Annotated in this window: 22 protein-coding genes; 4 read left to right on the forward strand and 18 right to left on the reverse strand. The window is 67.4% G+C overall.

What is annotated here, in order from left to right; all coding sequences use genetic code 11:
• The first annotated feature begins 68 nt into the window (after positions 1 to 68).
• Entirely contained in the window at positions 69 to 2,294 is a 2,226-nt protein-coding gene (locus VFC51_15120) for a hypothetical protein (protein HZT08355.1), read from the forward strand.
• A gap of 354 nt (positions 2,295 to 2,648) precedes the next feature.
• Here the strand turns inward: VFC51_15120 and VFC51_15125 are convergent, their stop codons facing one another.
• The 7 genes from VFC51_15125 to thiL form a co-directional block, all read right to left on the reverse strand.
• Positions 2,649 to 3,470: a M14 family metallopeptidase gene (locus VFC51_15125; GenBank protein HZT08356.1), complete on the reverse strand. Its 822-nt coding sequence runs from the start codon at positions 3,468 to 3,470 to the stop codon at positions 2,649 to 2,651.
• A 2-nt stretch (positions 3,471 to 3,472) separates the two neighbouring features.
• Positions 3,473 to 4,333, reverse strand: coding sequence for an isocitrate lyase/phosphoenolpyruvate mutase family protein (locus tag VFC51_15130; protein ID HZT08357.1), 861 nt, complete (start codon positions 4,331 to 4,333; stop codon positions 3,473 to 3,475).
• A gap of 204 nt (positions 4,334 to 4,537) precedes the next feature.
• Positions 4,538 to 7,345 (reverse strand): DNA polymerase I, encoded by a 2,808-nt coding sequence (polA, locus tag VFC51_15135; protein ID HZT08358.1) that lies wholly within the window; start codon positions 7,343 to 7,345, stop codon positions 4,538 to 4,540.
• 9 nt (positions 7,346 to 7,354) lie between these two features.
• On the reverse strand, positions 7,355 to 8,002 hold the full coding sequence (rimI, locus tag VFC51_15140) for a ribosomal protein S18-alanine N-acetyltransferase (protein ID HZT08359.1): 648 nt from the start codon (positions 8,000 to 8,002) through the stop codon (positions 7,355 to 7,357).
• 140 nt (positions 8,003 to 8,142) lie between these two features.
• A complete protein-coding gene (gene tsaB, locus VFC51_15145) occupies positions 8,143 to 8,826 on the reverse strand; it encodes a tRNA (adenosine(37)-N6)-threonylcarbamoyltransferase complex dimerization subunit type 1 TsaB (GenBank protein ID HZT08360.1) in 684 nt (227 codons plus the stop codon).
• A complete protein-coding gene (gene tsaE, locus VFC51_15150; GenBank protein HZT08361.1) occupies positions 8,795 to 9,316 on the reverse strand; it encodes a tRNA (adenosine(37)-N6)-threonylcarbamoyltransferase complex ATPase subunit type 1 TsaE in 522 nt (173 codons plus the stop codon). Before tsaE ends, tsaB begins: the two co-directional genes overlap by 32 nt.
• Before the next feature lie 17 nt (positions 9,317 to 9,333).
• Positions 9,334 to 10,365, reverse strand: a complete 1,032-nt coding sequence (gene thiL, locus VFC51_15155) for a thiamine-phosphate kinase (protein ID HZT08362.1) — start codon at positions 10,363 to 10,365, stop codon at positions 9,334 to 9,336.
• A gap of 86 nt (positions 10,366 to 10,451) precedes the next feature.
• Between thiL and VFC51_15160 the strand changes: the two genes are divergently transcribed.
• Complete coding sequence (locus VFC51_15160; protein ID HZT08363.1) at positions 10,452 to 11,174, forward strand: metallophosphoesterase family protein; 723 nt, start codon at positions 10,452 to 10,454, stop codon at positions 11,172 to 11,174.
• A 10-nt stretch (positions 11,175 to 11,184) separates the two neighbouring features.
• Here VFC51_15160 and VFC51_15165 read toward each other — a convergent pair whose 3' ends face one another.
• The 6 genes from VFC51_15165 to VFC51_15190 form a co-directional block, all read right to left on the reverse strand.
• Positions 11,185 to 12,906 carry an ABC transporter substrate-binding protein gene (locus tag VFC51_15165; protein ID HZT08364.1) on the reverse strand — a complete coding sequence of 574 codons (1,722 nt, stop codon included), beginning with the start codon at positions 12,904 to 12,906 and terminating at the stop codon, positions 11,185 to 11,187.
• Positions 12,907 to 12,937: 31 nt separating this feature from the next.
• Positions 12,938 to 13,948, reverse strand: coding sequence for an amidohydrolase family protein (locus tag VFC51_15170; protein ID HZT08365.1), 1,011 nt, complete (start codon positions 13,946 to 13,948; stop codon positions 12,938 to 12,940).
• Positions 13,949 to 14,063: 115 nt separating this feature from the next.
• A complete protein-coding gene (locus VFC51_15175; protein ID HZT08366.1) occupies positions 14,064 to 14,693 on the reverse strand; it encodes a hypothetical protein in 630 nt (209 codons plus the stop codon).
• Positions 14,694 to 14,983: 290 nt separating this feature from the next.
• The gene (locus VFC51_15180; protein HZT08367.1) at positions 14,984 to 16,111 is read right to left on the reverse strand and encodes an LLM class flavin-dependent oxidoreductase; all 1,128 of its coding nucleotides are present in this window, start codon (positions 16,109 to 16,111) and stop codon (positions 14,984 to 14,986) included.
• A 170-nt stretch (positions 16,112 to 16,281) separates the two neighbouring features.
• Positions 16,282 to 18,006: an ABC transporter substrate-binding protein gene (locus VFC51_15185; GenBank protein ID HZT08368.1), complete on the reverse strand. Its 1,725-nt coding sequence runs from the start codon at positions 18,004 to 18,006 to the stop codon at positions 16,282 to 16,284.
• Between the two features lie 710 nt (positions 18,007 to 18,716).
• On the reverse strand, positions 18,717 to 19,151 hold the full coding sequence (locus tag VFC51_15190; protein ID HZT08369.1) for a cupin domain-containing protein: 435 nt from the start codon (positions 19,149 to 19,151) through the stop codon (positions 18,717 to 18,719).
• Between the two features lie 235 nt (positions 19,152 to 19,386).
• On the opposite strand from VFC51_15190, the gene VFC51_15195 reads away from it, so the two are divergent.
• Complete coding sequence (locus tag VFC51_15195) at positions 19,387 to 20,907, forward strand: YifB family Mg chelatase-like AAA ATPase (protein HZT08370.1); 1,521 nt, start codon at positions 19,387 to 19,389, stop codon at positions 20,905 to 20,907.
• A 38-nt stretch (positions 20,908 to 20,945) separates the two neighbouring features.
• Here the strand turns inward: VFC51_15195 and VFC51_15200 are convergent, their stop codons facing one another.
• The 3 genes from VFC51_15200 to VFC51_15210 all read right to left on the reverse strand — a co-directional run bounded on the left by VFC51_15200 (position 20,946) and on the right by VFC51_15210 (position 22,986).
• Positions 20,946 to 21,830 carry a CPBP family glutamic-type intramembrane protease gene (locus VFC51_15200; protein ID HZT08371.1) on the reverse strand — a complete coding sequence of 295 codons (885 nt, stop codon included), beginning with the start codon at positions 21,828 to 21,830 and terminating at the stop codon, positions 20,946 to 20,948.
• Positions 21,831 to 21,848: 18 nt separating this feature from the next.
• Entirely contained in the window at positions 21,849 to 22,562 is a 714-nt protein-coding gene (locus VFC51_15205; protein ID HZT08372.1) for a DUF998 domain-containing protein, read from the reverse strand.
• Positions 22,563 to 22,767: 205 nt separating this feature from the next.
• The gene (locus VFC51_15210) at positions 22,768 to 22,986 is read right to left on the reverse strand and encodes a hypothetical protein (GenBank protein HZT08373.1); all 219 of its coding nucleotides are present in this window, start codon (positions 22,984 to 22,986) and stop codon (positions 22,768 to 22,770) included.
• Positions 22,987 to 23,482: 496 nt separating this feature from the next.
• On the opposite strand from VFC51_15210, the gene VFC51_15215 reads away from it, so the two are divergent.
• Entirely contained in the window at positions 23,483 to 24,541 is a 1,059-nt protein-coding gene (locus VFC51_15215) for a class I SAM-dependent methyltransferase (protein HZT08374.1), read from the forward strand.
• Positions 24,542 to 24,630: 89 nt separating this feature from the next.
• Here the strand turns inward: VFC51_15215 and VFC51_15220 are convergent, their stop codons facing one another.
• Positions 24,631 to 25,191 (reverse strand): nitroreductase/quinone reductase family protein, encoded by a 561-nt coding sequence (locus VFC51_15220; protein HZT08375.1) that lies wholly within the window; start codon positions 25,189 to 25,191, stop codon positions 24,631 to 24,633.
• Positions 25,184 to 25,720 (reverse strand): hypothetical protein, encoded by a 537-nt coding sequence (locus VFC51_15225; GenBank protein HZT08376.1) that lies wholly within the window; start codon positions 25,718 to 25,720, stop codon positions 25,184 to 25,186. Before VFC51_15225 ends, VFC51_15220 begins: the two co-directional genes overlap by 8 nt.
• Positions 25,721 to 26,011: the final 291 nt, after the last annotated feature.

Below are 26,011 nucleotides of genomic sequence, written 5' to 3' on the forward strand. Positions count from 1 at the left end.
CGCGTGTGCAGATGCGCGTCACCAGCGGAAAACGAAACGGAATCAGCAACAACCAGGAGGTTGCATCAATGCAACTCTGCAACCGAACCGGGGGCTTGCCCCTTCACCGCCTGGCCGGCCTCGCCGTGGGTCTCGCGCTAGCCAGCGCGTTCCTTCTCCTGACCGGGCCCGACGCGGCGTCGGCGCAAGTCCTCTCACCGGGCGGCGTGCTCGGCGGGTCCTCCGGAGGCGGGCAAGGCGCGGCGCCCGGCGGCATCGTACCCAGCGCGCCTCCGGCGGCTCCCCTCGCCAATGGCCCGAGCCTTCCGGGCGCAGGAGGGGCCACCTCCCCGGCTGTGGGTGGCTTGAGTCAGCCGGGCGGTGGCTCGCCCGCTGGCGGTGGACTGAGCCAGCCGGGCGGAGCAACGCTGCCGCTCAGCGGGCCGAGCACGCTCCATAACACCGGTTCCGGCTGCTGCCAGTCGCAGCCGTCGGGCGTGTCGAGTGACGGGCCATCGCACGGCTCGAACCCGTGCTGTCCGTCGCAGCCGTCGGGCGTGTCGAATGAGGGGCCATCGCACGGCTCGAACCCGTGCTGCCAGGCATCCCATCCGTCTCAGCAGACGAGCGCGACGAATGTCGGCGCCAACGGTGGAAACGCGTCGAGCAAGTCGAGCAGCACCGGTGGCAACGGCGGCAATGCCAGCGCAGGGTCGAACTCCGCGAGTCATTCCCTCATCGCCATTCAGGGCGTGAACGTCGCGCCCCAAACGGCGATCCAGGGAACCGGACATGGAGACAACTCCAGCAGTAACTCCGTGACCAGCCAGTCGAACAACAGCGCCACCGGCGGCAACGGGGGCAAGAGCAGCAGCAGCGCCAGCAGCACCGGCGGGAACGGCGGAACCCAGACAGCCACTGCCAACGGCGGCGGCAATGGATGGATCAGCGGGTGCTGCGGTGGCTCGCACGGCGGAAGCAGCGTCAGCGCGGGCAACTTCGGCGCGAACGGCGGCAATGCGAAGAGCCACTCGGAGAGCACGGGCGGCAATGGTGGAAGCGCCAGCGCCGGCTCGAACTCGGCGAACGGTTCGCTGGTCGTCGTTCAGGGCGTGAACGTGGCGCCGCAGACGACCGTCCAGCTCACGGGCCACGGCGACAACACCAGCTCGAACTCGGTCACGAGCCAGAGCGGCAACACGGCCGTCGGCGGCAGCGGCGGCAAGAGCACCAGCTCGGCGACGAGCTTCGGCGGCAATGGCGGCTCCCAGACGGCCACCGCGAGCGGCCAGGGATCGAGCGATTCCTCCAATTGCGGGTGTGATTCCCACCAGTCCTCGGGCCAGCGGGTATCCGCGAAGAACGCCGGCGCAAACGGCGGGAACGCGCGCAGCTCGTCCGAAAGCTCCGGGGGCAACGGCGGCAACGCGAGCGCCGGATCCAACGGCGCCGGGCACTCGGCCGGCGTGATCCAGGGGATCAACGTGGCCCCGCAGTACACGCACCAGGGAGGTGGGCATTCCCACGGTTCCTGGATGAGCGGCGGAGACTCGTGCGGGTGCGACAGCACGAGCGGCGGCAACAGCAGCTCGAACTCGGTCACGAGCCAGAGCGGCAACACGGCCGCCGGCGGCAACGGCGGCAAGAGCACCAGCTCGGCGACGAGCTTCGGCGGCAACGGCGGCACCCAGACGGCCACTGCGAGCGGCCAGGGATCGAGCGATTGGTGCGGCTGCGACTCGGGCGATTCCGGCTCCTGGAACGGTGGCTGGTTTGGCCAGAGCGATTCACCGGGCTATGCCGGCGGGATCTGGTCGAACGCGTGTGGTTGCTACTCCAGCCATCCGCACGGAATGCCCTCGGTCGTCAGCGCGACCAACAAGGGCGCCAATGGCGGGAACGCGAAGAGCCACTCCGAGAGCACGGGCGGCGACGGCGGCAACGCCAAGGCTGGCTCGAATGGCTCGAAGGGCTCCATCGGCGCGGCGCAGGGCGTGAACGTCACCCCTCAATGCGCCAATGGCGGCGGGATCCGTGACCCCTGGGGCTGCTCGTCTCCGAAGTCGAGCGGATCCGAGTGGTCGAACGGCGGCTCCTCCGGGGACTGTGGCTGCGACTCGTCCGGCGGGATGAACACCAGCGACAACTCGGTCGTGAGCCAGAGCGATAACAACGCCACCGGTGGCAACGGCGGCAAGAGTCGCTCGCGGTCGCTGGCCGTGGGCGGCGAGGGCGGCACGCAGAGCGCGGCGGCCGGTGGAGACCAGGGGTCGGCCAACAGCTCGGCCGACCCGATGTCGCCGTCGGACCGCTAGAGTCCTGAGGGAGGCATGCGGCGCCAGGCTGTGGGCTGCCCTCACCCCCGCCCTCTCCCGCTTCGGCGGGAGAGGGGGCATGCGAGGCCCTTCGCCCCGTTTCGGCGGGAGCGGGGGCATTCGAGGCCCTTCGCCCCGCTTCGGTGGGAGCGGGGGCATTCGAGGCCCTTCGCCCCGCTTCGGCGGGAGCGGGGGGCCCGGTCACCTTGGCGCCGCTGCCTCGACGCACTCCGCGACCAACCGATCGCGAAACCGGTGTGGGGGGAGCGCTCCCCCCACACCGGTTCACTCCCGCGACCCGAACCCAGCCGCCAGACCGCACACGAACGAGCTGCGGCTCGCTCGCGGCGACGGTCAACCCGCGCTGAGGATGGCGAGTACGGCCCGGACGCCCGCCAGATTACGGCCGAGCTCCGCCTCCGTCGACGACGTCAGCTCGACCAGGATCGCGGCGTAGCCCTGGTCGCCCATCCAGACGTTCATGCTTCCGGTCGCTCGATAACCCAGCAGGCTCCTGGCGCCGCCGGCCCCGCTCCGCCGGTAGCCCGCGGCGTCGGCGTAGGCGTCGGCGAGGCGTCCGGACAGCTCCGTGCGGCCGCCGAAGATGAATCCTCCGCGACTGTGGTAATTAATGGTGAAGAGCGGGTCCGTCTGCAGGATGTAGTCGCGCTCGGCCTGTGTCTCCGGCTCGGAGAACGGCTCCGCGCCTCCGATACCCGGGCGAAACACACCATTGCTGTCGGCGGCGTCGGCCGCCCAGTCCGGCCCGCCCCAGTTGCGGTTCGGGTCCACCCCGCTGGCGTATTGTCGGGCGCCCGAGGCGAGGCCGTCTGGGTTTGCGACGGTCATGACGTCCAGATGAAGATTCGGCGGGATCTCATCGACGTGTTCTTGAAAATGCGCCAGGAGCTGCTCCGCCAGGCGAACGGTGTTCGCCTCGGGGCCGCCGTGCTGCCCGCCGATGATGAAAAGCGACGACGGACCATCCCCGACGCGGGAGACGACGAGCGGCCTCCCCTCCTGAGACACGCCGATTACCATCTGGTCGTCCGCGCCGGCCGGTCGCGGCCCTGGCGCCCAAGAATAGACGACGGCGGCGAAGACGAGGCCGACGGCGAGTCCGCCGATCCGCACGGCGACGGGCCGCCGAGCGAGCCGAGTCGCGGATTCGCCCACGCTCACCCGCCGCCGAACCGCTTTTCGATCGCTTCCAGCTCGTCGTTCCCTTGCCGACTGTAGAACTGCTGCATCTCCTCGATGCCGGGAATCCCCGCGAAATAGCCGGCCGTGGTGCCCGTCCGCTTCAGCTCTTCCAGCAACAGCTTCTGGGCATGGAGCGCCGCCGTTTGGAGCGCCCCCGGGATCACGCCGCAGTTCGCCCCCCACTCCTTGTACTGCTTCGCCGTGGCGCCGCGAGGCAGCACGCCGACGAGCGCGGCCGGGGTCGCGGCTCGCAACGCTCGAACGGCCTTCTCGTCACCGCCGGCCCATGCCGCGTCGGCTCCCGCCTCGACGCATTCGGCCAGCCGCTCGACGACCTCCTTCGGGTCGCCCTTGACTTCGGACCGAGCGATGATGATGAAGTTCGGGTCAGAGCGAGCGTCGACCGCCGCTCGAATCTTGTTCACCATCTCCTTGCGCGAGATGGTTTCGCCCTCGACGCCCTGGTGCGTGGGCCGCTTTGGGGTGACCTGGTCCTCGATGTGGATCGCGCATGCGCCCGCCCGCTCGTACTCGCGTATTGTCCGCACCACGTTCACGACGTTTCCGAAGCCGGTGTCTGCGTCGGCGATGACGGGCAGATCGCACCCGTCCGCGAGGGCCCAGATTCGGTCGAGCATCTCGTGCATCGTGAGGACGCCGGCGTCCGCGTAGCCCATGGTTCGGTGGAAGACGCTCCCCGACGCGTGGATGGCGGGAAAGCCCATCCGCTCGACCAGCCGGGCGGTGAGAGGATCGGGGCAGCTTGGGGCCACGACGAGGTCGGCCCCGTTGAGCATCGTTCGAAATGCCTGGCGCCGCTCAGCGGCTGATCGCATCGCTATCCTCCCGGGCGATTTCGCCCGGGCTATGGTACCGCCTCAGCTGCCCCGCAGAGCGCTGCGCGAGCCCCGCGATGGTGTGTAGAGGACCCAGGCGATGGTGGACAGCTGCTGGATCGTGGGCTCGGCTGGGGACAAGCCCTACCGGACGGGAACGGCAGATTCGACTTGGGCGGGGTTTTTCCCCGCCGGAACGTTGAGCTAGTACATCGCGCCCCAGTTCGGGGCCGCGCGCAGATCCACGACCAGCGGTACGCTCAGGATCAGGGCGCCTTCCATGATCTCCTTCGCCATCGCTTTGAGGTCGTCCAACTCTTCGTCGGGCGCCTCAAAGAGCAGCTCATCGTGCACCTGCAGAACCATGCGCGACCGCATCGCCCGATCCGCCATCGCGTCCCGGAGGCGCGTCATCGCGATCTTGATGATGTCGCTGGCTGTGCCCTGAACCGGGGCATTGATGGCCATGCGCTCGCCCGCCGCGCGCACGGCATGGACGTGCGACCGCAGCTCGGGAATCGTGCGCTTCCTTCCAAGGAGGGTTGACACGGAGCCCGTCTCACGCGCCTCGGCGATGAGCCGCTTCTGGAATGCGCTGACGCCGTTGAATCGCTCGAAGTAGTTGCGGATGAAGTCGGCTGCCTGTGCCTGCGTCAGCCCCGTCTGCTCGGCGAAACCGAAGGCGCTGATTCCGTAGATGATGGCGAAGTTCGCCGTCTTGGCGAGGCGGCGCTGATCGGGAGTCACCGCGTCGACCTCGACGCCGAACAGCTCGGCCGCCGTGGCCGCGTGCACGTCGAGGCCCAGACGGAACGCCTCGAGGAGGGTCGGGTCCTGGGTCAGGTGGGCCTGGACGCGCAGCTCGATCTGGCTGTAGTCGGCAGACAGGAGCTTCCAACCGGCCTCCGGGGCGATGAACGCCTGGCGGACTCGCCGTCCCAGCTCGGTACGCACCGGGATGTTCTGGAGATTCGGCTCGGCGGATGAGAGGCGGCCCGTTGCGGCCACCGTTTGATTGAAGGTCGTATGAATCCGCCCGGTCTCCGGGTGCACCAGGAGCGGGAGCGCATCGACGTAGGTCGACTTCAGCTTGGTCAGCTCCCGATGCTCGAGGATGAGTTCGATCACCGGATGGACGCCGCGCAGCGATGTCAGGACGTCGGCCGCCGTCGACGCCCGCCCGGTGGCGGTCCGCTTCCCGCCCCCCAGCGCCAGCTCGTCAAATAGCACGGTCGCGAGCTGCTGCGACGAGTTGATGTTGAACTCGTGGCCGACGGCCGCGAATATCCCGCTCTCGACGGTCGTGAGGCGCTCGTGCAGCTCGCGGCTGAACTCCATCAGATACGGGACGTCGACCGCGACTCCGGCCAGCTCCATCGATGCCAGCACGTCGACCAGCGGCAACTCCACCTCGTGGTACAGCTCGTCGAGACCCGAGTCGGTCAGCTCGCGCAGCAGGATCGGCTCCAGCTCGACAAGCGCTTCGGACTCGTCGCACAGGTGCGCGGCCATGCGGTCGATGGGGACGGCATCGAGCGGAAGCGCCGACCGTCCCTCGCCGGTCACGCTCTTGATGCCGGGTAGCTCGCGGTTGAGCCGCGACCACGACAGGTCCTGGAGGCTCAGCGTGCGCTGCGAGGCCTCGACGAGATAGGCGGCGAGGCTGGAGTCGAAATCTGCGCCGCGCAGCGACACGCCGCAGCGCGCCAGCGCAACCATCGCTTGCTTCACGTTCGGGCTCGACTTGCGGATGCTGGGATCCTCGAGGAAGGGCCGCAGGACCTCCAGCGATTCCCTCAGGGGCAGCGGCTCGCGCCGATCGTCGCCTGACCCGCACGCGGCGCCCGAAAATGGGACGGCGAACGTTTCGCCCCCCGGGACCGCCACCGCGAGCGAGAGGATCTCGGCACGCATGGCGTCGGGACGGCTGAAGAGCCAGACCATGCCGACGCCCCGGTCGCCGCGCGAGTCGGAATCGGTCAGGTGGCCGACGAGACTCCGCAGCTCCTCGACGGAGGGGACGACCCGGCGGTCTGACCGCGTTGTCGCGCGGCCGCCGGCGGGCTCCACCGCGATCAGCGATAGCTGGTGACCGTTGGCGCTGGCCGCTCCATCGCGCGTCGGCGGCCGGTGCGCCGGCTGAGCGCCCGGCGCTGCGGGCAGCCGCTCGATAAGGGTGCGAAATCCCAGCTCGTGGAACAGCGCAAGCACGTGCGCCCGGTCCGGCTCGCGAACGGCGCAGGCGTCCAGCTCCAGCTCGATAGGCGCGTCGCGCCGGATCCGCGCCAGGTCGTGAGCCAGGCGCATTTGATCGGCGTAAGGTCTGAGCTGGTCGCGCAACTTCGGCCCGAGGTCGTCGAGGTGGGCAAGAATGCCCTCGACGTCACCATAGGTCTGCAGGAGCTTCGTCGCCGTCTTATCGCCGACTCCCGGCACGCCGGGGATGTTGTCCGATACGTCCCCGCGGAGCGCTCGCAGATCGACGAGCTGGCCGGGATCGAGACCGTACCGCTCTCGGACTCCGTCCTCGTCATACAGCACGGTGTCCGTCACGCCGCGGCGCGGCACCAGGACCTTGACCCGCGGCCCGACGAGCTGCAGCGCGTCCGTGTCGCCGGTGACCACGATGACGTCGACACCCTGTTCGGACATCCGCGCTGCCATGGTCCCGAGCAGATCATCCGCCTCGAGCCCGTCCACCCGAAAGATCGGGACGTACAAGGCGTCGAGGACTTCGTGGACGCGGGCGAATTGGTGGGCGAGCCCGTCCGGGGTGGGCGGGCGCGTGCCCTTGTACGCCTCGAAGCGCTCGTGGCGAAAGGTGGGCTTCGGCGTGTCGAACGCGGCGGCGATGTGCGTCGGGTGCAGGTCGTCGAGCGCCCGAAGCAGCATCATGGTGAAGCCGTAGGTCGCGTTGGTCAGCTCACCCTTGGCGCTCGTCAGGGGTGGCAGAGCGTGAAAGGCGCGGTGGATGAGCGAGTTGGCGTCGAGGGCGAGGAGCGTGTGAGCCATGTGGCAGCCTCAATCGATGCGGAGCCGGTCCATGAGAAGCCGGCGATTCTCTTCCAGCGTCCGCTGGAAAGCCGGCGAGTCCAGCAGCTCCGTCGTCATGATCAGCGCGTCCTCGCCGTCGTCGCTATAGTATCGCCTGCGAATGCCCGCGTCGTGGAACCGGTACTTGCGGTACAGCGCCTGAGCCACGGTGTTCGAAACGCGGCACTCCAGGGTGACCGTCTCCGCGCTCAGCTCGCACGCATGATCGATGAGGGATACGAGCAGCAGGTCCCCGATCCCCTCTCCGCGGAAGGGAGGATCGACGGCGATGGTGGTGATGTGCGCCTCGTCGACCATCATCCACATGCCGGTGTAGCCCACGATCGTCTCCAGCTCGAAAGCCTCTTCAGCGCTGTAGAGCCGCCCGGCGCGCACGAGGCCTTTCAGCTTGCCCAGCAGCCCGTCGGCACCGTCGTGGCTGTTGGCCTCAACGGGAAATCGCGGATCACGGCGCGGCGCGACGATCTCCGGCACGCGCTTGGCGACCACGTAGTACGCCATCTTATTGCGCTCGATCTCTCGGCGATATGCCGAAGGCGGCCACGCGGTGGGAAACGATTCGTTCTCGATGGCCGAAACCGCCGGAATGTGGCGGATCTCCATCGACTCGATCACGTATTTCAATCGATTCGAATGCAGCGCTCACTCACCTGCAGCGACGCGGTCTGCTGCCACTGCGAACACAGTCCGCCATTTCTACCAGACAATGGCCCGTCCTCGCTCAGTGCCCGTCCTCGCTCAGTGCCCGTCCTCGCTCAGTGAAGGTAGATCGGCTCGACGGCGCCCGTCACCGCGTCCCCCCGCCGGATGCGAAGGGCCGCCAGCTCAGCGAGGTGCCCGGCGCGCCGGGCGCTGGCGGCGGGCGACGATAGCTCCAGCCGCTCCCCGTGACTCCGCTCCACGCGTTCTCGGGCTGCCGCGTCGAGATCGACGGCGAGGAGCGCTCGCTCCGCGATGGCCAGAGCGAGAAGATCCCCGAGCCCCGCGCCCTCGATCCCGGATTCCGCTTCCACGTGCCGGACCGCGCGCCGGTAGCGCGCAGTAGCGTAGCGACCCCGGCCGACCTCGATGGCGGCGCGGACAGAGCGAGGAGCCTTACTCTCGGCCGCGCCCGGAGGACAGGATCCCCAGACGATGACCTCGAGGGTTGGAACCTGGACCAGATCGAGGCCCAACGCTTCCGAGAGCCCGAGCGCCGTCGAGATCCCGACCCGGAGACCGGAATACGAGCCCGGCCCCACGGCGACCGCGATGGCGGTGAGCATTCCGCGATCGAGGCTTCCCAAGCGCAGCATCGCATCGATGGTGGGGAGGAGCTGGCTCGAGTGGCGCCGACCGCTGTGCCACACGCACTCCGCGATCACCTGCTCCCGGTATACCGCGACACTGGCCGTCGCGCCGGAGGAATCAATGGCGAGGATGGTTTCGATGTCCAGCACCTCCGCTTCTCTGCAGCGCACGCGCGTCCGTGGAAAACGCCACGAAGGCGTCGCGCAGCCGCTCCGACGCCGTCTCGATCTCGATCTGTCGCTCGGTCTCCCCCGTTGCCCGCAGGAGGATGCGCGTCGCATCGCGCACGAGGTCAGGCGGCAGGGCGCCGGGCCATTCCACGACGCAGACGCCGCTTCCGCCGAAGTACTCGGCCAAAGCCTCGAGCGTTGTCCCGTCCATCTGCTCGACCCGGTAGAGATCGATGTGGAAAAGGGGAGCTCGCCCATCGTATTCACAGGCGATGACGAAGGACGGGCTCGTGACCTGGTCGGCGACACCCAGACCGCGCGCCAGGCCCTGGACGAGCGTCGTCTTCCCGGCGCCAAACGCGCCATCCAGGAGCAGGACGTCGCCAGCCTGGACGGCACGTCCCAGCGCTTCACCCAGCGCGCGCGTCTGATCCTCGCTTCGCGTGAGCACAGACGCTCGCTCACCCATCTCGTGCCCTCCGCGCGTTATCCACGAAAGTGCTCGTACCCGGCGACGACCGGCTCGACCCGCGTGCCGTCGGGCATCCGCAGGCGCGCCCGCGGGCGGTCGCACTCCGGCTCCGCCACGGAGCCGACCACGATGAGCGGCCGCAGTCCGCGCGCCTTGAAGAGCGCCTGGGCGCGATCGAGCGTGGCCGCCGGCGCGACGCATACCAACTCGTAGTCCTCACCACCGGCGAGGGCCAGATCCAGCGCATCGCCGCCGAAGAGCGCCTCGATCCCAGGAAATCGCGGCACGCGCGCGGCGTCGATGAGCGCGTCGACCCCGCTTCGCTCGCAAATGTGGTTTACGTCGGCGACGAGCCCATCGCTCACGTCCATGCCGCATCGGATCCCCGCCTCGACCGCCGCGAGCCCTTCCGCGACGCGTGGCATCGGGCGCAGGTGGGCGTGTCGCAGGAGGGAAGCGGCCGCATGATCGCCCCCCTGATTCACGCGCCCGGTGAGGAGACGCAGGCCGCCCGCGGAGCCGCCCAGGGGCCCGGTGACCGCGATAGCATCGCCGGGTTGGGCGCGAGATCGCTCGAGCACGGGCAGGTCGGAGGAATCGACGACCGGGAGCGAGTCGCCGACCACCGTGACGTGGATACTCACGACGGGGCTTCGCACGACGTCTCCTCCGACGACGCAGCATCCGAACTCCGTGCCGCAACTTCGCATTCCGCGGTAGAGCGACTCGATGTCCGCGACCTCGCGGTCACCCGGCAGCCCGAGCGCGACGAGCGCATACCGGGGCCGGCCGCCCATGGCGGCGATGTCGCTGATGTTCTCAGCCAGCGCCTTCCACCCCAGCTCTTCCCACGGGGTAGTTCTGAGGTCAAAATGGACGTCCTCGACCAGCGCATCGGTCGTTGCGAGGGCGAGCGCGCCAGACGCCGTGCGCCACACGGCCGCATCGTCGCCGATGCCAATGACGAGGTCCGGACAGGTTTGCGCACCGAGCGTGCACGCAAGCCGATCGATCAGCGCGAATTCACCGATTTCGGAGACACGCACAATTCGCTTCCGAACGTTCGAACACTCTCGATGAGATTATAGGTGGCACATTAACCGTGCCTATAATCCTGAGATAGGATTACACGATGCGTATCGCAGTCGTTTCCGACATCCACAGCAACCTCGTGGCCCTGCGAGCGGTCCTCGAAGACATGGGCACCGTCGACGCGATCTGGTGCCTCGGCGACTTCGTCGGCTACGGGCCGCGCCCCAACGAGTGCGTCGCGCTCCTTCGCGAGCGGGGCGCGAGCGCGATCGCCGGCAACCACGACCTCGCGGTGGTCGGGGCGATCTCCACCGATGAGTTCAATATCGAGGCGGCGCGCGCGGCCGATTGGACCGCTCAGGAGCTCACCCCGGAATCGCGGGGCTTCCTTGCCGATCTGACGCCGACCTCTACAGTCGATGGGGTCACCCTTGCCCACGGCAGTCCCCGCGAGCCGATCTGGGAGTACGTGTTGGACTCGCGGGCGGCCCAGGCCAGCTTCAACCTCCTGGACACAAAGCTGTGTTTTATTGGGCACAGCCACATCCCCTCGGCGTTCGTGGAAGCCCCGACAAAGATCGTCGTGAAGCACATGACGAGTGGCAGCCACTGTGAAGTGTCCGAGTACAAGATGATCGTGAACCCCGGTAGTGTCGGCCAGCCCCGCGACCACGATCCGCGGGCCGCCTACCTGATTTACGACACCGACGCGGCCGCGATGGAATGGCGGCGCGTGCCCTACGATATCGCGGAGACGCAGCGACAAATGCGGAAAGCTGGGCTCCCGCGGTACTTCGTCGAGCGGTTGTCCTTCGGCTCCTAAGCGCCCGTTGCTAGCTCGCCTGCGGTCGCATGTCCCACTCGTGGATGTTCCAGGTGTGCATGATCTGCCCGTTGTGCGAGGTGCCGGTCGCGATCTGTACACCCGTCAGTCCGCCGCCCACGGGGATCGAGTCCGGGTCATATGTCAGCGGCATCAGGGGCAGATCCGAGGTCAGAACGCGCACCATCTCTCGCTCGATGGCCACGCGCTTCGTCTCCTCGAGCGCCGAGACGAACTCGCGGTCGAGCGCATCCCACACCGGACTCGAGTAGGCGCCCCGGTTTGAGCCGGCCCATTTGTTCTCCGGCGTGGGGATGGCGCCGCTGCGCAGGCTCCTGAGAATCGTGAGGGGCGGCATCGACCCGCGGGAGATCTCGACGCCTGTGTACTGAGCGCGCGCAACACGGTCGCGCAGCTCCTGGGGCGTTTGCTGCTCGAATGTGCCCTCCACGCCGATGCCCTTCCAGTTGTCTGCGATCACAAGCGCTTCGTTCGGATCGTCGCGATCGCGCATCTTGACGGAGAAGCGCTGGCCGCCCTTCTCCAGCACGCCGTCAGGGCCACGCTGCCAGCCGAGGTCGGCCAGGATGGCGATCGCGCGCTGGGAATCGAAGGGGTATTTCGTGATGGCGTCCTGGATCTGCGGGTACTGGGTGAAGCTGGGGTGGACCCAGCTATCGGCAACCGTTCCGAATTGTCCGTACATCGCTCGGGCGAACTCTTCCCGGTTGACGGCGAGGAGGAGCGCCTGCCGCGCCCTTGCGTCCGACAGGTCGGCGGGCTGAGCGGTACGGCCCTTCTGCGGCTCCATGAACTTCCACCGAGCAACCTCGATCAGGCCCGTGCCGTACCCGCTGGATTCCCAGTCCTGTTTCACGAGCACGAGCGACTCGAAGTCCGGTCCGCCGGGCGGCAGGAAGAGCTGAATGGCCCGCGCTTTGAGGTTCGCCAGCAGGGTGTTCGCGTCGGGAATGAAGCTGACGCGCACCACGTCGATCTTCGGACGGCCGAGGAAATATCGCTCGAAGGCCCGAAGCTCGAGATCGGAGCCGCGCTCCCAGCGCTCGACTCGGTAGGGACCCAGCCCGACGTACGCGTCGCTGAAATAGGGCTGCGCGATGAGCGCGTCCTTCGCGTCCTGATAGGGCTGCTCAAGGAGGTGCCGGGGGAGGGTGAACAGCTCTCGATGCCCGATTCGGTCGGCGTACGGATACAGCTCCGACCACGTGAGGACGGCCGTTGTGCTGTCCCGAACGTCGACGCTGCTGATGAGCCGAGCGACCGCGGCGTTGGAGTTCGGCACGTCGGGATCCTTGTTGACGAGCCACGAGAAGGCGACGTCATCGGCCGTGAACGGTTCGCCGTCGTGCCAGACGACGTCGCCACGAAGCTTCAGGGTCGTCTCCATGCCGCCGTCGGGCAGGACGCGCCACGTCCCACGGCTCACGTCGGGCAGCTCGGCCAAGAGCCGGGGAACCGCTGTGCCATCGGAGGCCGTTGTCGTGAGAAACTGGTTCACCATGTGGCCCAGCTCGCGCGAGCCGCTGCCGCCCCCGCCGGTCAGCGCGTCCCAAAAATTGCCGGGATCCTCGGTAATGGCGGCGTTCAGGACCTTTGGCCCGGATACATCGGCCCGGGCCGCCCGTGCTGAATCGGCGGCTTCGCTCATGCGCGATGGGGCGCATCCGGCCGCCATCGCAACGGCGAGCGCCAGCAGCATACCCGCTTTCATAGTCCACACCCCCAAATCAGCTAGGGGATCGCTAGTCCCAGCCGTAGAACCGTTTCGCGTTATCGCCGAGGATCTGCGCTTTTGCCTCGTCCGAGATGTCCTGTCGACCACGGATCGTGGACACCACGTATGGAAACATGCCGTCCCAGTGCGGATAGTCAGAGGCGAAGAGGATCTTGTTCATTCCGATCCGGTCGCCGACGTAGGGCAGCATGCCCTCTTCGGGCTCGGTAGCGAAGAAGAGGTTGCCGTGCAGGACGTACTCGCTCGGCCGCTTCAGGCACATGGGCGCCTCGACCTCACCCCGCTTCTCCCACTCCTCGTCCATGCGCTCCATCCAGTAGGGGACCCAGCCAACGCCGCACTCGAGGAAGCCGATCCGCAGACCGGGAAAGCGCTCGGGCACTCCGGCGTAGATGAGTCCCGCGAACTGGATCGCCGTCTCCACCGGGCGACCGATGGTGTGCATGTACAGGAAGCTGTCGAACCGATGGTCGCCGGCCGGCCCTTCGCGACGGTTGTGGACGCAGAAGGGTACGCCCAGGCGCTCGATGGTCTCGTAGATCGGCCAGTAGGTCTGGGAGCCGAGGTGTTCTCTCATCCCCTGGCTTGCCACCGCGATACCGACCAGACCGAGGTCGCGCACCGCGCGCTCGGCCTCGGCGACCGCCGCCGACACGTCCTGGAAGGGGAGCAGCGCGATCGCCTTGAGCCGGGGGCTCGCGCGGCACACGCTGGCCGCGTAGTCGTTGTAGGCACGCGTGTAGGCGACGGCGTAGTCGCGCTCGACGACCTGGGACACGTTGAAGCTCGTGGTCGGGAACAGGACCGAGACGTCGATTCCCTCCCGGTCCATGTCCTCCAGCCGGGTGGGGAGGTCGTTGTTCTCCAGCCCGCCGAGGCGTCCGCCCATGCTCGTGTCCATGCCGTCGGAGGCGAGGAGCGCGCCGCGGCGGTTGCAGAAGGGCTCCGGCAGGCGCACGCGAAGCTCCCGCGAGTCTTCAACAATGTGGCCATCGGCATCGATAATCCGCGCGTCCATGTGCCCTCCCGTCTGCCATCGAGCTGTTTGACGAGAGGCTAAAGCGGCGGCGGCCGCGTGTCAAACGCAGCTGTGTGGTTCTTTTCGATCGATCGACCAGCAGCCTGCGGATGGCTTAAGGGCCGGGGGAATCAAACAGCGGGCGGATCACGTTTCGGGTCCAGGTCTCGCTGCCAGAGCCGTACCACGTGCTCCAGGTGAAGCTTCCGCGCTGGCTTCCGCCGCCGATCGGCGCGGGAACTGCGTACGTTGGGGCCGCGTCGCTTGACAGCGGGTCCGGGTAGCGGCGCGTTGACCCGGTAAAGCTGCCGTACTGGCGGCCGGCGTACTGATACCCGCTGTACACGTCGAACTGCACCTGGCTCCCGGTGCACATGCCGTAGTAGCTGGTGCCGTCGTCCTGGATCGCCTGGAGGTAGCGGTGGAACTGCCGCACGCTGACCGTGGCGGAGTAGGATGAGCTGCCGCCGTACGACCACTGCCCCTGCACGCGCCACATGCCCCGCAGATCATACGAGCATCCGCTGCCGATGGGACCGGGAGCTGGCGCGGCATATGGGGCGGCGCTATCCGGCCCCGCCGCCGACGATGAGCCGTCGTCGACGCCTTCATCGTCCGGCGGGGGCATTCCGGGTCCCCAATTGTTGAACTGCGGGCTGTCCTGCGCCAGAGCAGGACCGGGCACAACCATCGCTGCCGCCAGCAGAGCCGCCGCGGCCAGGCTGAATCGCATGGAATTGATCACCGACCACCTCCCGTGGCTCGCTGGACGTTCACCCACCCGGGATGTACGCATATCGCTGAGGGAGAAGCCCGAATGACCTCGCCCTTCGACTCCGCTGGGGACAGGCTTGACGGAGACGCTCCGCTCAGCAGTCCTTCACGGCCATCGATATGGCCACGAACCCGATATGGACGCCAGAGGACCCGAAAGCAAGCATAGCAACGACGCTCGCTTAAGTCCCTTCCGTGTGAACGGGTCCACACCGTCGGTGGATCGGCGAGAAGACGGGGCCGTGACCGGCAGCGGGGCGCTCAGTCCTTTTTGATAACGGGGAGCACCTCTTTCGCGAACAGATCGAGGCTCCTCATCGCCTGCTTGGGCTCGAGGCTGCCGAAGGGCAGGTAGGTCATGAAGATCCCGACCCCGAGCGCCTCTTGCTGCTCGCGGATCTTGCGGATCACGGTATCCGGGCTTCCGGCGATGAGGAGGCCATCCCGCTGCACGCGGTCCCACACCGCCGCCTCTCCATGCGGCATGTGCTCGTGCGCGCGCGACTTGTACGCGAAGCTCCGCTCCGAGTAGCGCCGGGCGTTGATGGAGGCCATCTGCGCCTGTTTCGCGGGCGCGGCCAGCATGTTGTAGAAGCAGGCGGCATGCTCCTCCACTTCCTCGCGCGCCTTGGCGTCCGTGGCCGCCACGTACACCTGGCGGCTGACGCCGCAGTCCTTGGCCTGGGGCGTCCAGCCGTACTGCTCGCGGGCGCACTGGCGGTAGTAGCCGAAGGTCTCCGCGATCTGGTCGGTGGGGGAGAAGCTGGTCATCAACGGGTAGCGGCGCTCGGCGGCCCACTCGAGGCTCTCGGCGCTGTTGGCCGCGACGATGATGGGCGGGTGGGGAAGCTGCATCGGACGCGGCAAGATCGAGACGACGTCGTAGTGGTAGTGCTCGCCATGCCACGCGAAGGGCTCTTCGGCCGTCCAGGCCTTCACGATCAGCTCCGCCGCCTCGTTGAACATGGAGCGGCCCTTCTCGATGTCGACGCTGTACGCCCAGTACTCGCCGCCGCCACCGCGGATGAAGCCAGACACGAGCCGGCCGCCCGAGAGCACGTCGATCATCGCCAGCTCCTCCGCCAGGCGAATGGGATGGCCATGCATGGGGAGGCAGTTTCCGAGCGTGATGATCTTGGCGTTGGACGTATGGGTCGCCACGGCGGCGGCCATCAAGTTCGGCGACGGGTCAACGCTGTTGGTCCCGTAATGGTGCTCGGCGAAGCAGACGCCATCGTATCCCAGCTCGTCGGCGCGCTTGTAGAGCGCGAGGTGCCCGTCGTACAGCTCCTTCCCGAGCTTCCGGTCGTACATGGAGCCGGGGAACGGGTGAGGGATCTCCCACTGTCGATAGGGCCAGGGCATGATGTCGAAGAGCCAGACTTCCACCGGTCGGAACCTCCTGCGGCGACGACGCGCGGCGATCAGGCATCGCCGCGCGTTCTTGTTGGGCGCAGCATACGAACGGATGGGCCGGGAGTCAAGCGGCCGGGCGCCCACGACGCGAAGTCGGCCGTGGCCGGCATCTCAGGAGGGCGCTGCCCGATCGGGCGCGGCGCTCAGCCGGCGGCCAGCTCCCAGCGCTCGATGTTCCACGTGAGCCGGCCGGTCGTGTTGAGCCCGGTCGGGACGATCCCCCGCACCGACGAGAGGTACGCGTGCGTGTTCGGGTTGAAGGAGAGAACGACGGACGGCAGCTCGGTCGTCAGAATCCGGGCGATCGCCGCTCGCTGGCGGACGCGCTCGGACGGATCGAGCGTCGATTGGAACGCCTGGACCAGGCGATCGTACTCCTGGCTGGTCCAGCCGCCGCGGTTCTCGCCGCGCCATCGGGTTTCGGGCGAGCTGACCTCGGACGACCGATACAGCGTCATCTGCTGGTTCTCCTCGGCCGCGGAGGTCTTGTCGTTGATGGCGGAGAACGAGCTGTTGACCTCGGCGTCGATGGCGAGGGCTTGCGAGAGCGGGTGCTCCTGGATGTCGAACCCTGCCGTGCGCCAGCCCGCCGCGATCACCGAAGCCTCGGGCCGGTTCTGGCCGAACTCCCAGTCGAAGGTCAGCTTCCCCTCCACGGGATCGGCGAAGAACCCATCGGGGCCCTTGACGTAGCCAGCCTCGCTCATCAGCCGCTCGCTGGCCCGAGGGTCGAACGGGTACTTCGCGATCGCGCGGTCGATCGCGGGGTAATAGTCCGCCGCGGGATCGAAGATGCTGTCGAGCGGGGTGAGCAGGCCGCCCCAGATCGTCTCGTTCAGCGTCTGCTTATCGACGCCGTGGGCGAGAGCCTGGCGCACCCGGACGTCGCGGACCGCCCGCGGGCTCGCGTATTCCGGCTTTGCCTGGAACAGGGCCACGGTGATGGAGACGGTGGTGATGCCCGCCGTGCCAGCATTGTTCCCCGCCCACTCGCGCCGAAGCTGCAGCACGTGATCGAACGTGATCGAATTGAGGGAGACCTGGGTCTCCCCCGATAGGAGGCCCGCGAACGCAGTGTTCGGGTCGGGCGTGAACACCAGGCGCACGCGGTTGATCTTGGGGCGGCCCAGGACGTGCTGGTCGAACGCCACAGCCTCGATGTACGAACCCAGCTCCCATCGATCGAGCTTGAACGGGCCCGAGCCGACGAACTCACGCGACCAGTACGCCGAGTCCTGGATGGCTTCCGGACCCGCGTCTCGGAACGTCGGATCGAGGATGTGGCGGGGCAACGGGACGAGCCCGAACCGCGTCGAACCCCCTCCGAGCATCAACACACCGGCGCCTGGGTACACGCTCTTCCAGGACACGATGAGGGTGCGGTCATCCGGCGCGCTCACGCTGTCCATCATGTTGTAGGGCGGAACGCCCGTGCGGAACCCGTTGGCCGGCGTGGCGACCTGGAACATGAAGGCGATGTCGTCGGCGGTCAGTGGGGCGCCATCGTGCCAGGTCAGGTTGGGCTTGAGGTGGTAACGGGTTTCCATCCGGCCGTCCGGATCCACCGTCCACGTATCCGTGTTCAGCTCAGGCAGCGCTTCGGCCAGATAGGGCTGCGGTCGCCCCTGGTCATCGTAATAATCGAGAAAGGCGCTGAACATCCGCTGGTAGAAGTCGGTGGCGGCCAAGCCTGCGATGGGGGCAAGCGGCGAGATGTAGTTGGGCTCTCGCTCGATGGACATGACGAGGGTACGATCGGAAGCTGGAGCCCCCGTTTGCTCGCGCGACGTGGCGGGTGCGCTCGGCGCACAGCTCGCGATCAGGATCGCCGCCGTCGCGACGATGGCGATCCGTGTGGGGTCCAGCATCACTCCTCCTGTGGTGGGCCATCGGAAAATCTCGCGCGAAGGTGGCCCCGCGCCAACCCTCCGCTGGAGACCGGGGCAGCCCACGACACGGTAATCCGACCTGCGCCTTGCGTCAACTCACTCAACGATCTGCGATGCGGTACATGGCGCTGGCCCGTTTTGTGCACGATCTCGCCCAGCGGCACGGTTTGGGTGCGGTGATTTGACAACCGGTTCCGCGGTTCCCGCGCGCGTACAGATCGTCCAAACGTGTCCTCTCGCCCGTTGGGCCCAATCGTACCCGTCGGACGCCTCGGCATCGCGGGACGTCGTTTGGACGATCCCGAAACTCAACGATCGATCGCGCCGGGCTACGCGGGGCTGCGCCGTGGCATCGAGGACCCGTTGCAGCGCCTCAAAGACCAGGACACCCTCGCCGAATGGGAAGCGGGCTGGATCACCCAGTGGCTGGAGCGGCTGGATTACGCCTGCTATCGGGCGCGGTCATCCGCCCCAGATTACGTCGACCTGATGCCAGCGGATGAGCGGCTTGCAATCACGGAAACCCATGCGGCTCGCCTCTCCGAGCTGGCAGGCCACTGCCGTGCTCGTCTGGGCAAACCGCCGCAGATGCAACTGGTCGACGCCAAGCGGAAGCGATGGATGATGCAGGAAACCCGCGATTTCCCGCGTGATGGTCAGACGGGCATACGCCCCGGAGGGGGCGAGGACTACCGCATGGGAGTCCAGCCGGCGGGCGTGGGCAGATTGAACACGAGCGTCTCCTGCGTCGATCGGGCGACGACCATCCGCACCGGCGCTGTGCTGCTCACGTTCTGCTCCACGTGGATGACGTTCGGCGGGACCCAGATGAAGTCGCCCTCCGTCGCCTCGAAGGATGCGGCGAGGTCGGCGCCGCTGTAGAAACGCGCGTGGCCGGAGACGATGAAGATCCCGCTCTCGGCCTCGCCGTGGTGATGGACGGCGGAAACGAGCGCGGGGCCAAGCTCCACCCAGCCCATCCAGATCTTCTCCGCGTCCACCGTCCCGCGGGCGATGGCCGCCTGGCGCACCATGTCTCCGCTCGAAACATCGGGGAGTCGATCCGCGGCCCCAATAACGCGCACGCCCTGATCGGACACGATTCGCATTCGATCCACGTTCATCGGTTCGCTCCTGTGCGTGTATCTGGTCACATAGTACGCGGATGGAGCGCTTTCCCCACGGCTCCGGGCGCCGCCCGCCGGTCACGGGCGAGACCCCGCGGCGCGGGTCGTGGCCGGCCACCGGTGCGCCGAGGGCTACTGGCGCGCCAGCCGTTCGTCTTCCCGATGCCGACGGGCGCCGGGCGGAGAGAGCCGTCCGGTCGAATGGTATGATGCCGCGCCAGGAGGTGCGGCGGTGCTTGCGAAAGTCTACACGTGCGCGGTGGTCGGCCTCGACGGCGAGCTGATCGAGGTCGAGGTTGACATCGCGTCCGGTCTGCCCGCCTTCAACGTCGTCGGCCTGCCCGACACCGCGGTGCAGGAGGCGCGCGAGCGCGTACGCGCATCCATTCGGAACTCGGGCTTCACCTTCCCGATGCACCGGATCACCGTGAATCTCGCCCCCGCCGAGCTGAAGAAGGAGGGCGCGGGCTACGACCTCCCCATCGCCGTCGGGTTACTCATCGCCTCCGACCAGCTCGAAGTCGGGCCCGAGCGCGTGCTCTACCTCGGGGAGCTGTCCCTCGACGGATCGCTCCGCCACACCGACGGGATCCTGCCGATGGTGCTCTTTGCCCGCGACCAGGGGCTCGACGCGGTGTATGTCCCGGAGGTGGACGCGCGAGAGGCGGCGCTGGTGGATGGCGTGCGCATCGTCCCCGTGCCGTCGCTGGCGCTGCTGGTCGCGCATCTACGCGGCGACCTCACCCTCCCCATGGCGGACCGCGCGGCGCGCGACATCGACGAGGGGATCCACGAGGGCGGGGCCGACCTCGCCCACGTGCGGGGCCAGGAGCACGCGAAGCGCGCGCTGGAGGTTGCGGCCGCGGGTGGACACAACCTCCTGATGGCCGGGCCGCCCGGCGCCGGCAAGACGCTGCTGGCCCGCGCGCTCCCCTCGATCCTTCCCGCCATGACGGAGGACGAGGCGATCGAGGTGACCAAGATCTACAGCGTGTGCGGTCGGCTCCCATCCGGCTCGCCGCTCATCCGGGAGCGGCCGTTTCGCGCGCCCCACCACACGATCAGCAACGTGGGGCTGGTGGGCGGCGGTCGCTGGCCGCGGCCGGGGGAGATCAGCCTCGCCCATCGGGGCGTGCTCTTCCTCGACGAGCTGCCCGAGTTCGGCCAGAGCGTGCTGGAGGTCCTGCGCCAGCCCCTGGAGGACGGCATCGTCACCATCTCCCGCGCCGCCGGCTCCGTCACGTTCCCGGCCAAGCTCATGCTCTGCGCGGCGATGAACCCGTGCCCGTGTGGGTACGCCGGCGACTCCGTGCGCGCGTGCACCTGCGCCCCCAGCCAGGTCGAGCGCTACGCCAAGCGCATCAGCGGACCCCTCTTGGATCGCATCGATCTCCACGTCGAGGTCCCGCGCGTCGACTTCGAGAAGCTGGCCGGCCGCGGCGAGCCCGAGCCCTCCACCGCCGTGCGCGACCGCGTCGAGGCCGCGCGCGAGCGCCAACGCGCCCGCTTCGCCGGCAGCAAGCTCGTTTGCAACGCCGACATGGGGCCGAGCCAGGTCCGCCGCATCTGCGTCCTCGACGATGCCGGCCAGGCCCTCCTGAAGGCCGCCAGCGAGCGCCTCGGCCTCACCGCCCGCGCCTACCACCGCCTGCTCAAAGTCTCGCGCACCATCGCCGACCTCGCCGGCGCCGACTCCATCGAGCCGGCCCACCTGGCCGAAGCGCTCCAGTACCGTCCGCGCCAGGGAGCGTGAGGGACTTCGATTCCGTGCCGGGTTCCCGGGGCTGCACGCTACGCTGGCGCCCCCCGGACAGCAGGCGATCGGGGCCGGACATCTCGACGGTGGGCCACAGCGACCGTGCCGACAACGACCCACAGCGCTGCCGCGAGGGCCACGTTCCCCATCACGTAGGGCACGCCAGTTAGGGACGGCTGGACGATCAGCGTGCTGGCCGAGAGGCTCGCGTGCATAAGCATCGCAATGAGCAAGCTCCCGGCTCGGTCGTACAGCCAGACCATGAGCACCCGGTAGGCCGGCAGGACTCCTTCGTAGAAGAAGAGCAGTCCAAGCAGGTAGCTAGTCCACTGTCCGCCGGCCAGACTCCCTCCCGCCCAGATAGCGATCAAGAAATGCCATGCTCCCCACAGGAGCCCGACGATGAGCGCCGTCCTCAGGGCACTGTGCTGTCGCCGAAGTCGGGTCACCGCGAATCCGGTTTCGCCAAGCTCCTCCAACAAGCCGCCGCCGATCAGCCCCCAGGCGATGCCGAACAGCAGCAGGGACGCTCTGTTGTCGGCTGTCAGGAGCAGAGGGGTGAACACCGGAGAGAAGCGCGACAACGCCAGGAAGACCGCGAGAACGAGCGCTGGCGCGGGGAGAAGCGCGATCACGTAGGAGCGCACATTCACTCGCCACTGGAGTAGCCGGCCGAGCAGCTCACGCAGGCCAGCTCGCCCATCGACAAGCGCGGTCATGAGGATGCTTGCCAGGCTGGGGCCACAGAACAGCGCCAGGAGGGCGGGGAAGAACAGCCGCTCCACCCGCTCCGGAGTACCCGGGATGGCGCCTGGTCCACCGATAACCAGGAGAATGCCGCCCCAGGAGATGGTGAAGACGAGGATATAGAAGCTCAGGACCGGGTGTCGCTGCAGAAACGCTCCGCAGGTTGTTATCATGGTTCTCCCCGGTTCGGTTCAACGGCGCCCGGCCGTCGCCACCGATGCTGGACCGGGCGCTCGACGGCGGAGCAGCACGATGGCCAGCACCTCCACCCACAGGAGCCAGGCCCCGATGAGCGCGCGCTCGGTGATGCCGAACCACAGCACCGTTTGTCCCGCCTGGACCTGCCCAGCCTGGATCCCGCTCAGGACGCTGAAGGCGAAGAGCGCCGCTAGCGTCAGGATCGCGAACAGGCGAAACGCCTTCCCGAACGCGGCGGCACTGACCCCGATGCCGGCAAGCATGAAGAGCGGCGTGATCACACCCCAGATGATCGTATGGACGGTGTTCGCGCCCAGGGGCTTATCGGCCGTCGCCATCGGGAATGGATAGGCCAGGAGGCCCAGGGCCGCGAATCCAAGCATGAAGCCGCTGGTGGCGCGCAGGGCGGGGTTGTGCTTGGCGGACTGCCAGACGCCGATCCAGAAGGCGATCATCAGCAGTTCGAAGACGATTCCCAGGGGGACGAGCAGCGCCCTCGTCGGCGCGTAGGTCGCGGAGAGCTCGCTGACCGGGCGGGTGATGCGGTCATAGCCCTCATACCCCATCGCGGCGATCACGTCGTTGATCACGACGTAGTAGAGCGGAGCCACGAGCCCACAAGCGAGCAGGAGCGTGCGGACCTGGAGCCGCTCGAGAGGAGGGAAGAGCCGCGAAGGCTGGTGAGGAGTCCGAGCAGTATGGAGCATGATGGTCTCTCCCGTGCGCCGGCGCGCTACACGACCCGAGGGATCGACCGGCTCGGCGGGAAGTCCCGGTTCAGCGCCCCATCAATCAGCGTAGGAGGACGAGCCACCCCACCGCCCGAGTCCGGGGGGTAGTTCTGCGTGAACGGGGTCGAAGCCGTCGGCCACCCCGTCGGGTAGGCGGGAGGCGCGGCAGCGCCCGGGGCTCCTAGAGATCGAACCCCACCGGCTCAAAGCTCTTCGAGATGCGCAGGCTCGCCTTCCCGTTCGACCAGTCAATCCGCACGCTCCCCAAGGCCATCGCGTTGAACTCGTTGGCGTGCAGCAAGATCTGGACGATAATCGCCGCCGCGGCGCCCACCGCGGGAATGCGCTCCTTGCCGATCTCGACGATGACCCCTTGGATGCGTCGCGCGAAATCTCCCACCTGATTGCCTCCTTCTCACTCGTTGGGCTGGCCCATCAATACGTCCTCATCGTGTGCGGTGCAATCAGTCATGGCGGGCCTCCTCGATGAGCGCGAGTTCCAGTCGCGGCATGACTACGCGGCGCAGGGCCCACGCGGGGCCCCGCCGCTCGCCACAGCCGCCATCGGTGCGCGGATCGCTCGGCCTGGGCGGCGTCGCTGGTTCCCCCTCGCGAGCTCTTCGGCGCGCTGCTGCGGGAGCGCCTACCTGGCGACAGGGGATGGCGCCCGCGCACCATGAACGATCGTGCCGGTGTACGATACGGAGACTTGGCGCTGACAGCTGTCAACGCCGACGTAGTTTTATTTTTATTCCGGCGGTCCCATTGCGCATCGCAGTCGCGCCGTAACAATCGTAAGGAACTTCCACGGGCACGGCTGCTACCCTGTGCGCGGGACTATCCTGGGATCCCGCCCATCTGATCAGCCGTCATTACACGTTGGAGGAGACCCGCTCATGTCAGCAGCATCGATCGATCAAGGCAAGCTTCAACAGCTCCTCGGCCAGGCCGTCAACGATTTGGGGGCGCTCTTGAGCGGCACCCTGGTGGTCGTCGGCGATAAGCTCGGCCTGTATCGAGCTCTCAAGGATCTGGGCCCGCTGACGTCAGCCGCGCTCGCCGAGGCGACCGGCACCGCCGAGCGCTATGTGCGAGAATGGCTCGCCTCCCAGGCGGCGTCTGGCTACATTTCCTACGTCGGTGAGGGGCGCTATGCTCTATCAGCCGAGCAGGCGGAGCTGCTCGCGAACGAGGACAGCCCCTTTTGCCTGCTGGGCGGCTTCCAGGTTACGAGTGCTGCGACTCGCGCTCTCCCAAAGCTCCTCGAACGGTTCAAAACCGGCGACGGGCTTGGCTGGCACGAACATGATGTCGACCTGTTCGAAGGCACCGAACGATTCTTCCGGCCCGGATACATGGCGAACTTGGTCAGCTCCTGGCTTCCGTCGCTAGACGGGATTCTTCCCAAGCTCGAGCGCGGCATCGACGTCGCCGACGTCGGGTGTGGCCGGGGCGCATCGACGATCATCATGGCGCAGGCGTTCCCGAACTCGCGGTTCGTGGGCTCGGATTACCATGCGCCATCGATCGAGATGGCGCGACAGGCCGCGGCGGCTGCGGGCATCACAAATTGCAGGTTCGAGGTAGCGTCGGCGAAGGAGTACCAGGGCATGTTTGACCTGGTTTGCCATTTCGATTGTCTGCACGACATGGGGGATCCCGTCGGCGCGGCTCGACATGTGCTGAAATCACTTCGCCCTGACGGGGCATGGATGATCGTGGAGCCCTTCGCCAACGACGACGTGGCCGACAACCTGAATCCCGTCGGGCGGGTGTACTACTCGGCATCCACGTTTATCTGCACCCCGGCCTCGCTCTCGCAGGAAGTGGGCCTTGCGCTCGGCGCTCAGGCCGGGGAAGCACGGCTACGGGCAGTCGTCACCGAGGCCGGGTTCAGTCGTGTGCGACGAGCGGCTGAGACCGCGTTCAACATCATCCTGGATGCTCGGCCGTAGGATCCAGCCCCGCTGGCGCCTGGCGTTCCAGCAGCCGGCGAGGTTCTCTCGTTCCCGTCTACCCACACGATCCGGCGATGTTGGGTGGTTCAGCTGGAGCCCGAGCCGCGTTCCAGCGCCGTGGGGCCAGACCTGGCAGCGTCGATCCGGTAGACCGGGTATCGCGTAGCGATCGCCTCGAACTCAGACAGCGACGCGCCGACGCCAAGCGGGAAGTGCTTGCGGCCGCTTGAGGCGATCCGCACATACTCGCGGAGAATAGGCGCCCGCTCGTCTGATGGCACCTGAACCAGGTGGACTTGCTCCCGGCGGCCCTGGCGGATGACCGCATCGCCATGAGCTGCCTCAACGTTCTTCACCCACTCCGATTGCCGGCCGAGCATTGAGACGAGGTAGCGCTTGCCCTCCACCGTGGCGATGACTACTGGATTGGACCGCCGGTGTCCCGATACCCGGCCGCGGACCTCGAGTACGGCGACCTCTCTTGGTGGCAAACCGAGGCCAGACCACCAGCCCTGAACCCGGTTCACCCAGCGTCCGAGCCGTGTGGGTCGCCAGCCTTTATAGAACCATCGCAGGATCGGACTTTGCTCCGCAGGGTCCGTGTGCATCATCTCGTTCACCGACCCTTGGTTCTCGTGACTACCCATGTCGTCGACTGTGCCCTCGCGGGTTGGCCGGATGTCCGATGACTGGGAGGATGGCTCCCAGATCCTCATACAGCGTGGTGGTGAACGGTCGTCGGAACAGCAGGAACGCAGCCAGAATCCCGAAGAGGCTGAACGGAAATGCCGCTCCGACACCCATGGGCGCGATGGCCGCCAGGAAGATCGCACTGCCCAACATTGATAACCGCACCCACGACCCGGTACCGGTCGCCAGAATGCCGATTGCGAGCTGGCCGATGGCAATGGGAACCACGAACAGCGCCGGCATCGCCGCGAATGGGCCGTTGATGAACGCGGCATATGGCGGGGTCGCCACCGGCCCGTAGGTCGCCACGTAGAACGCGGGCATGGTGAGGGAAGCGAACAGGTTCCAGATGCCCGCCCCAAAGAAGAAGAAGCTGAAGAAGAAGCGAGCGATTTTGGGGCGCGTTGACGCAAACAGAACGAGCACAAGAGCGATGAGGTTGGAGACGATGAAGTTTCCGAGCTCGGCCTGGATTTGCTCGATCATCGTTGGCCTCCTTCCTTTCCCAACTCGGAGCATCCCCTACCAGTGAGCCGCGGACGATACCCAGTGGGACGGTCATTACAGAAACCCGCTGGATGGTTCCCCGCACTACCCCGTGAGGTAGCGGTATCCCGATCGCGCGCTGGGTGGGCCCTCCATCGAGGCTGGCACTTGGCAGGCTCTCCTGGACCTCCGTACGGATCCGGTCGTGAGCGATGTGGAAGACGAGGCGGCCGATCGCGAGGTCGTTGACCTTACCCGCGTCGCTGATCTTCCTGGGGTTGGCGGGGTCGG

The sequence above is a fragment of the Chloroflexota bacterium genome, from assembly GCA_035652535.1.
GTDB lineage: Bacteria > Chloroflexota > UBA6077 > UBA6077 > SHYK01 > DASRDP01.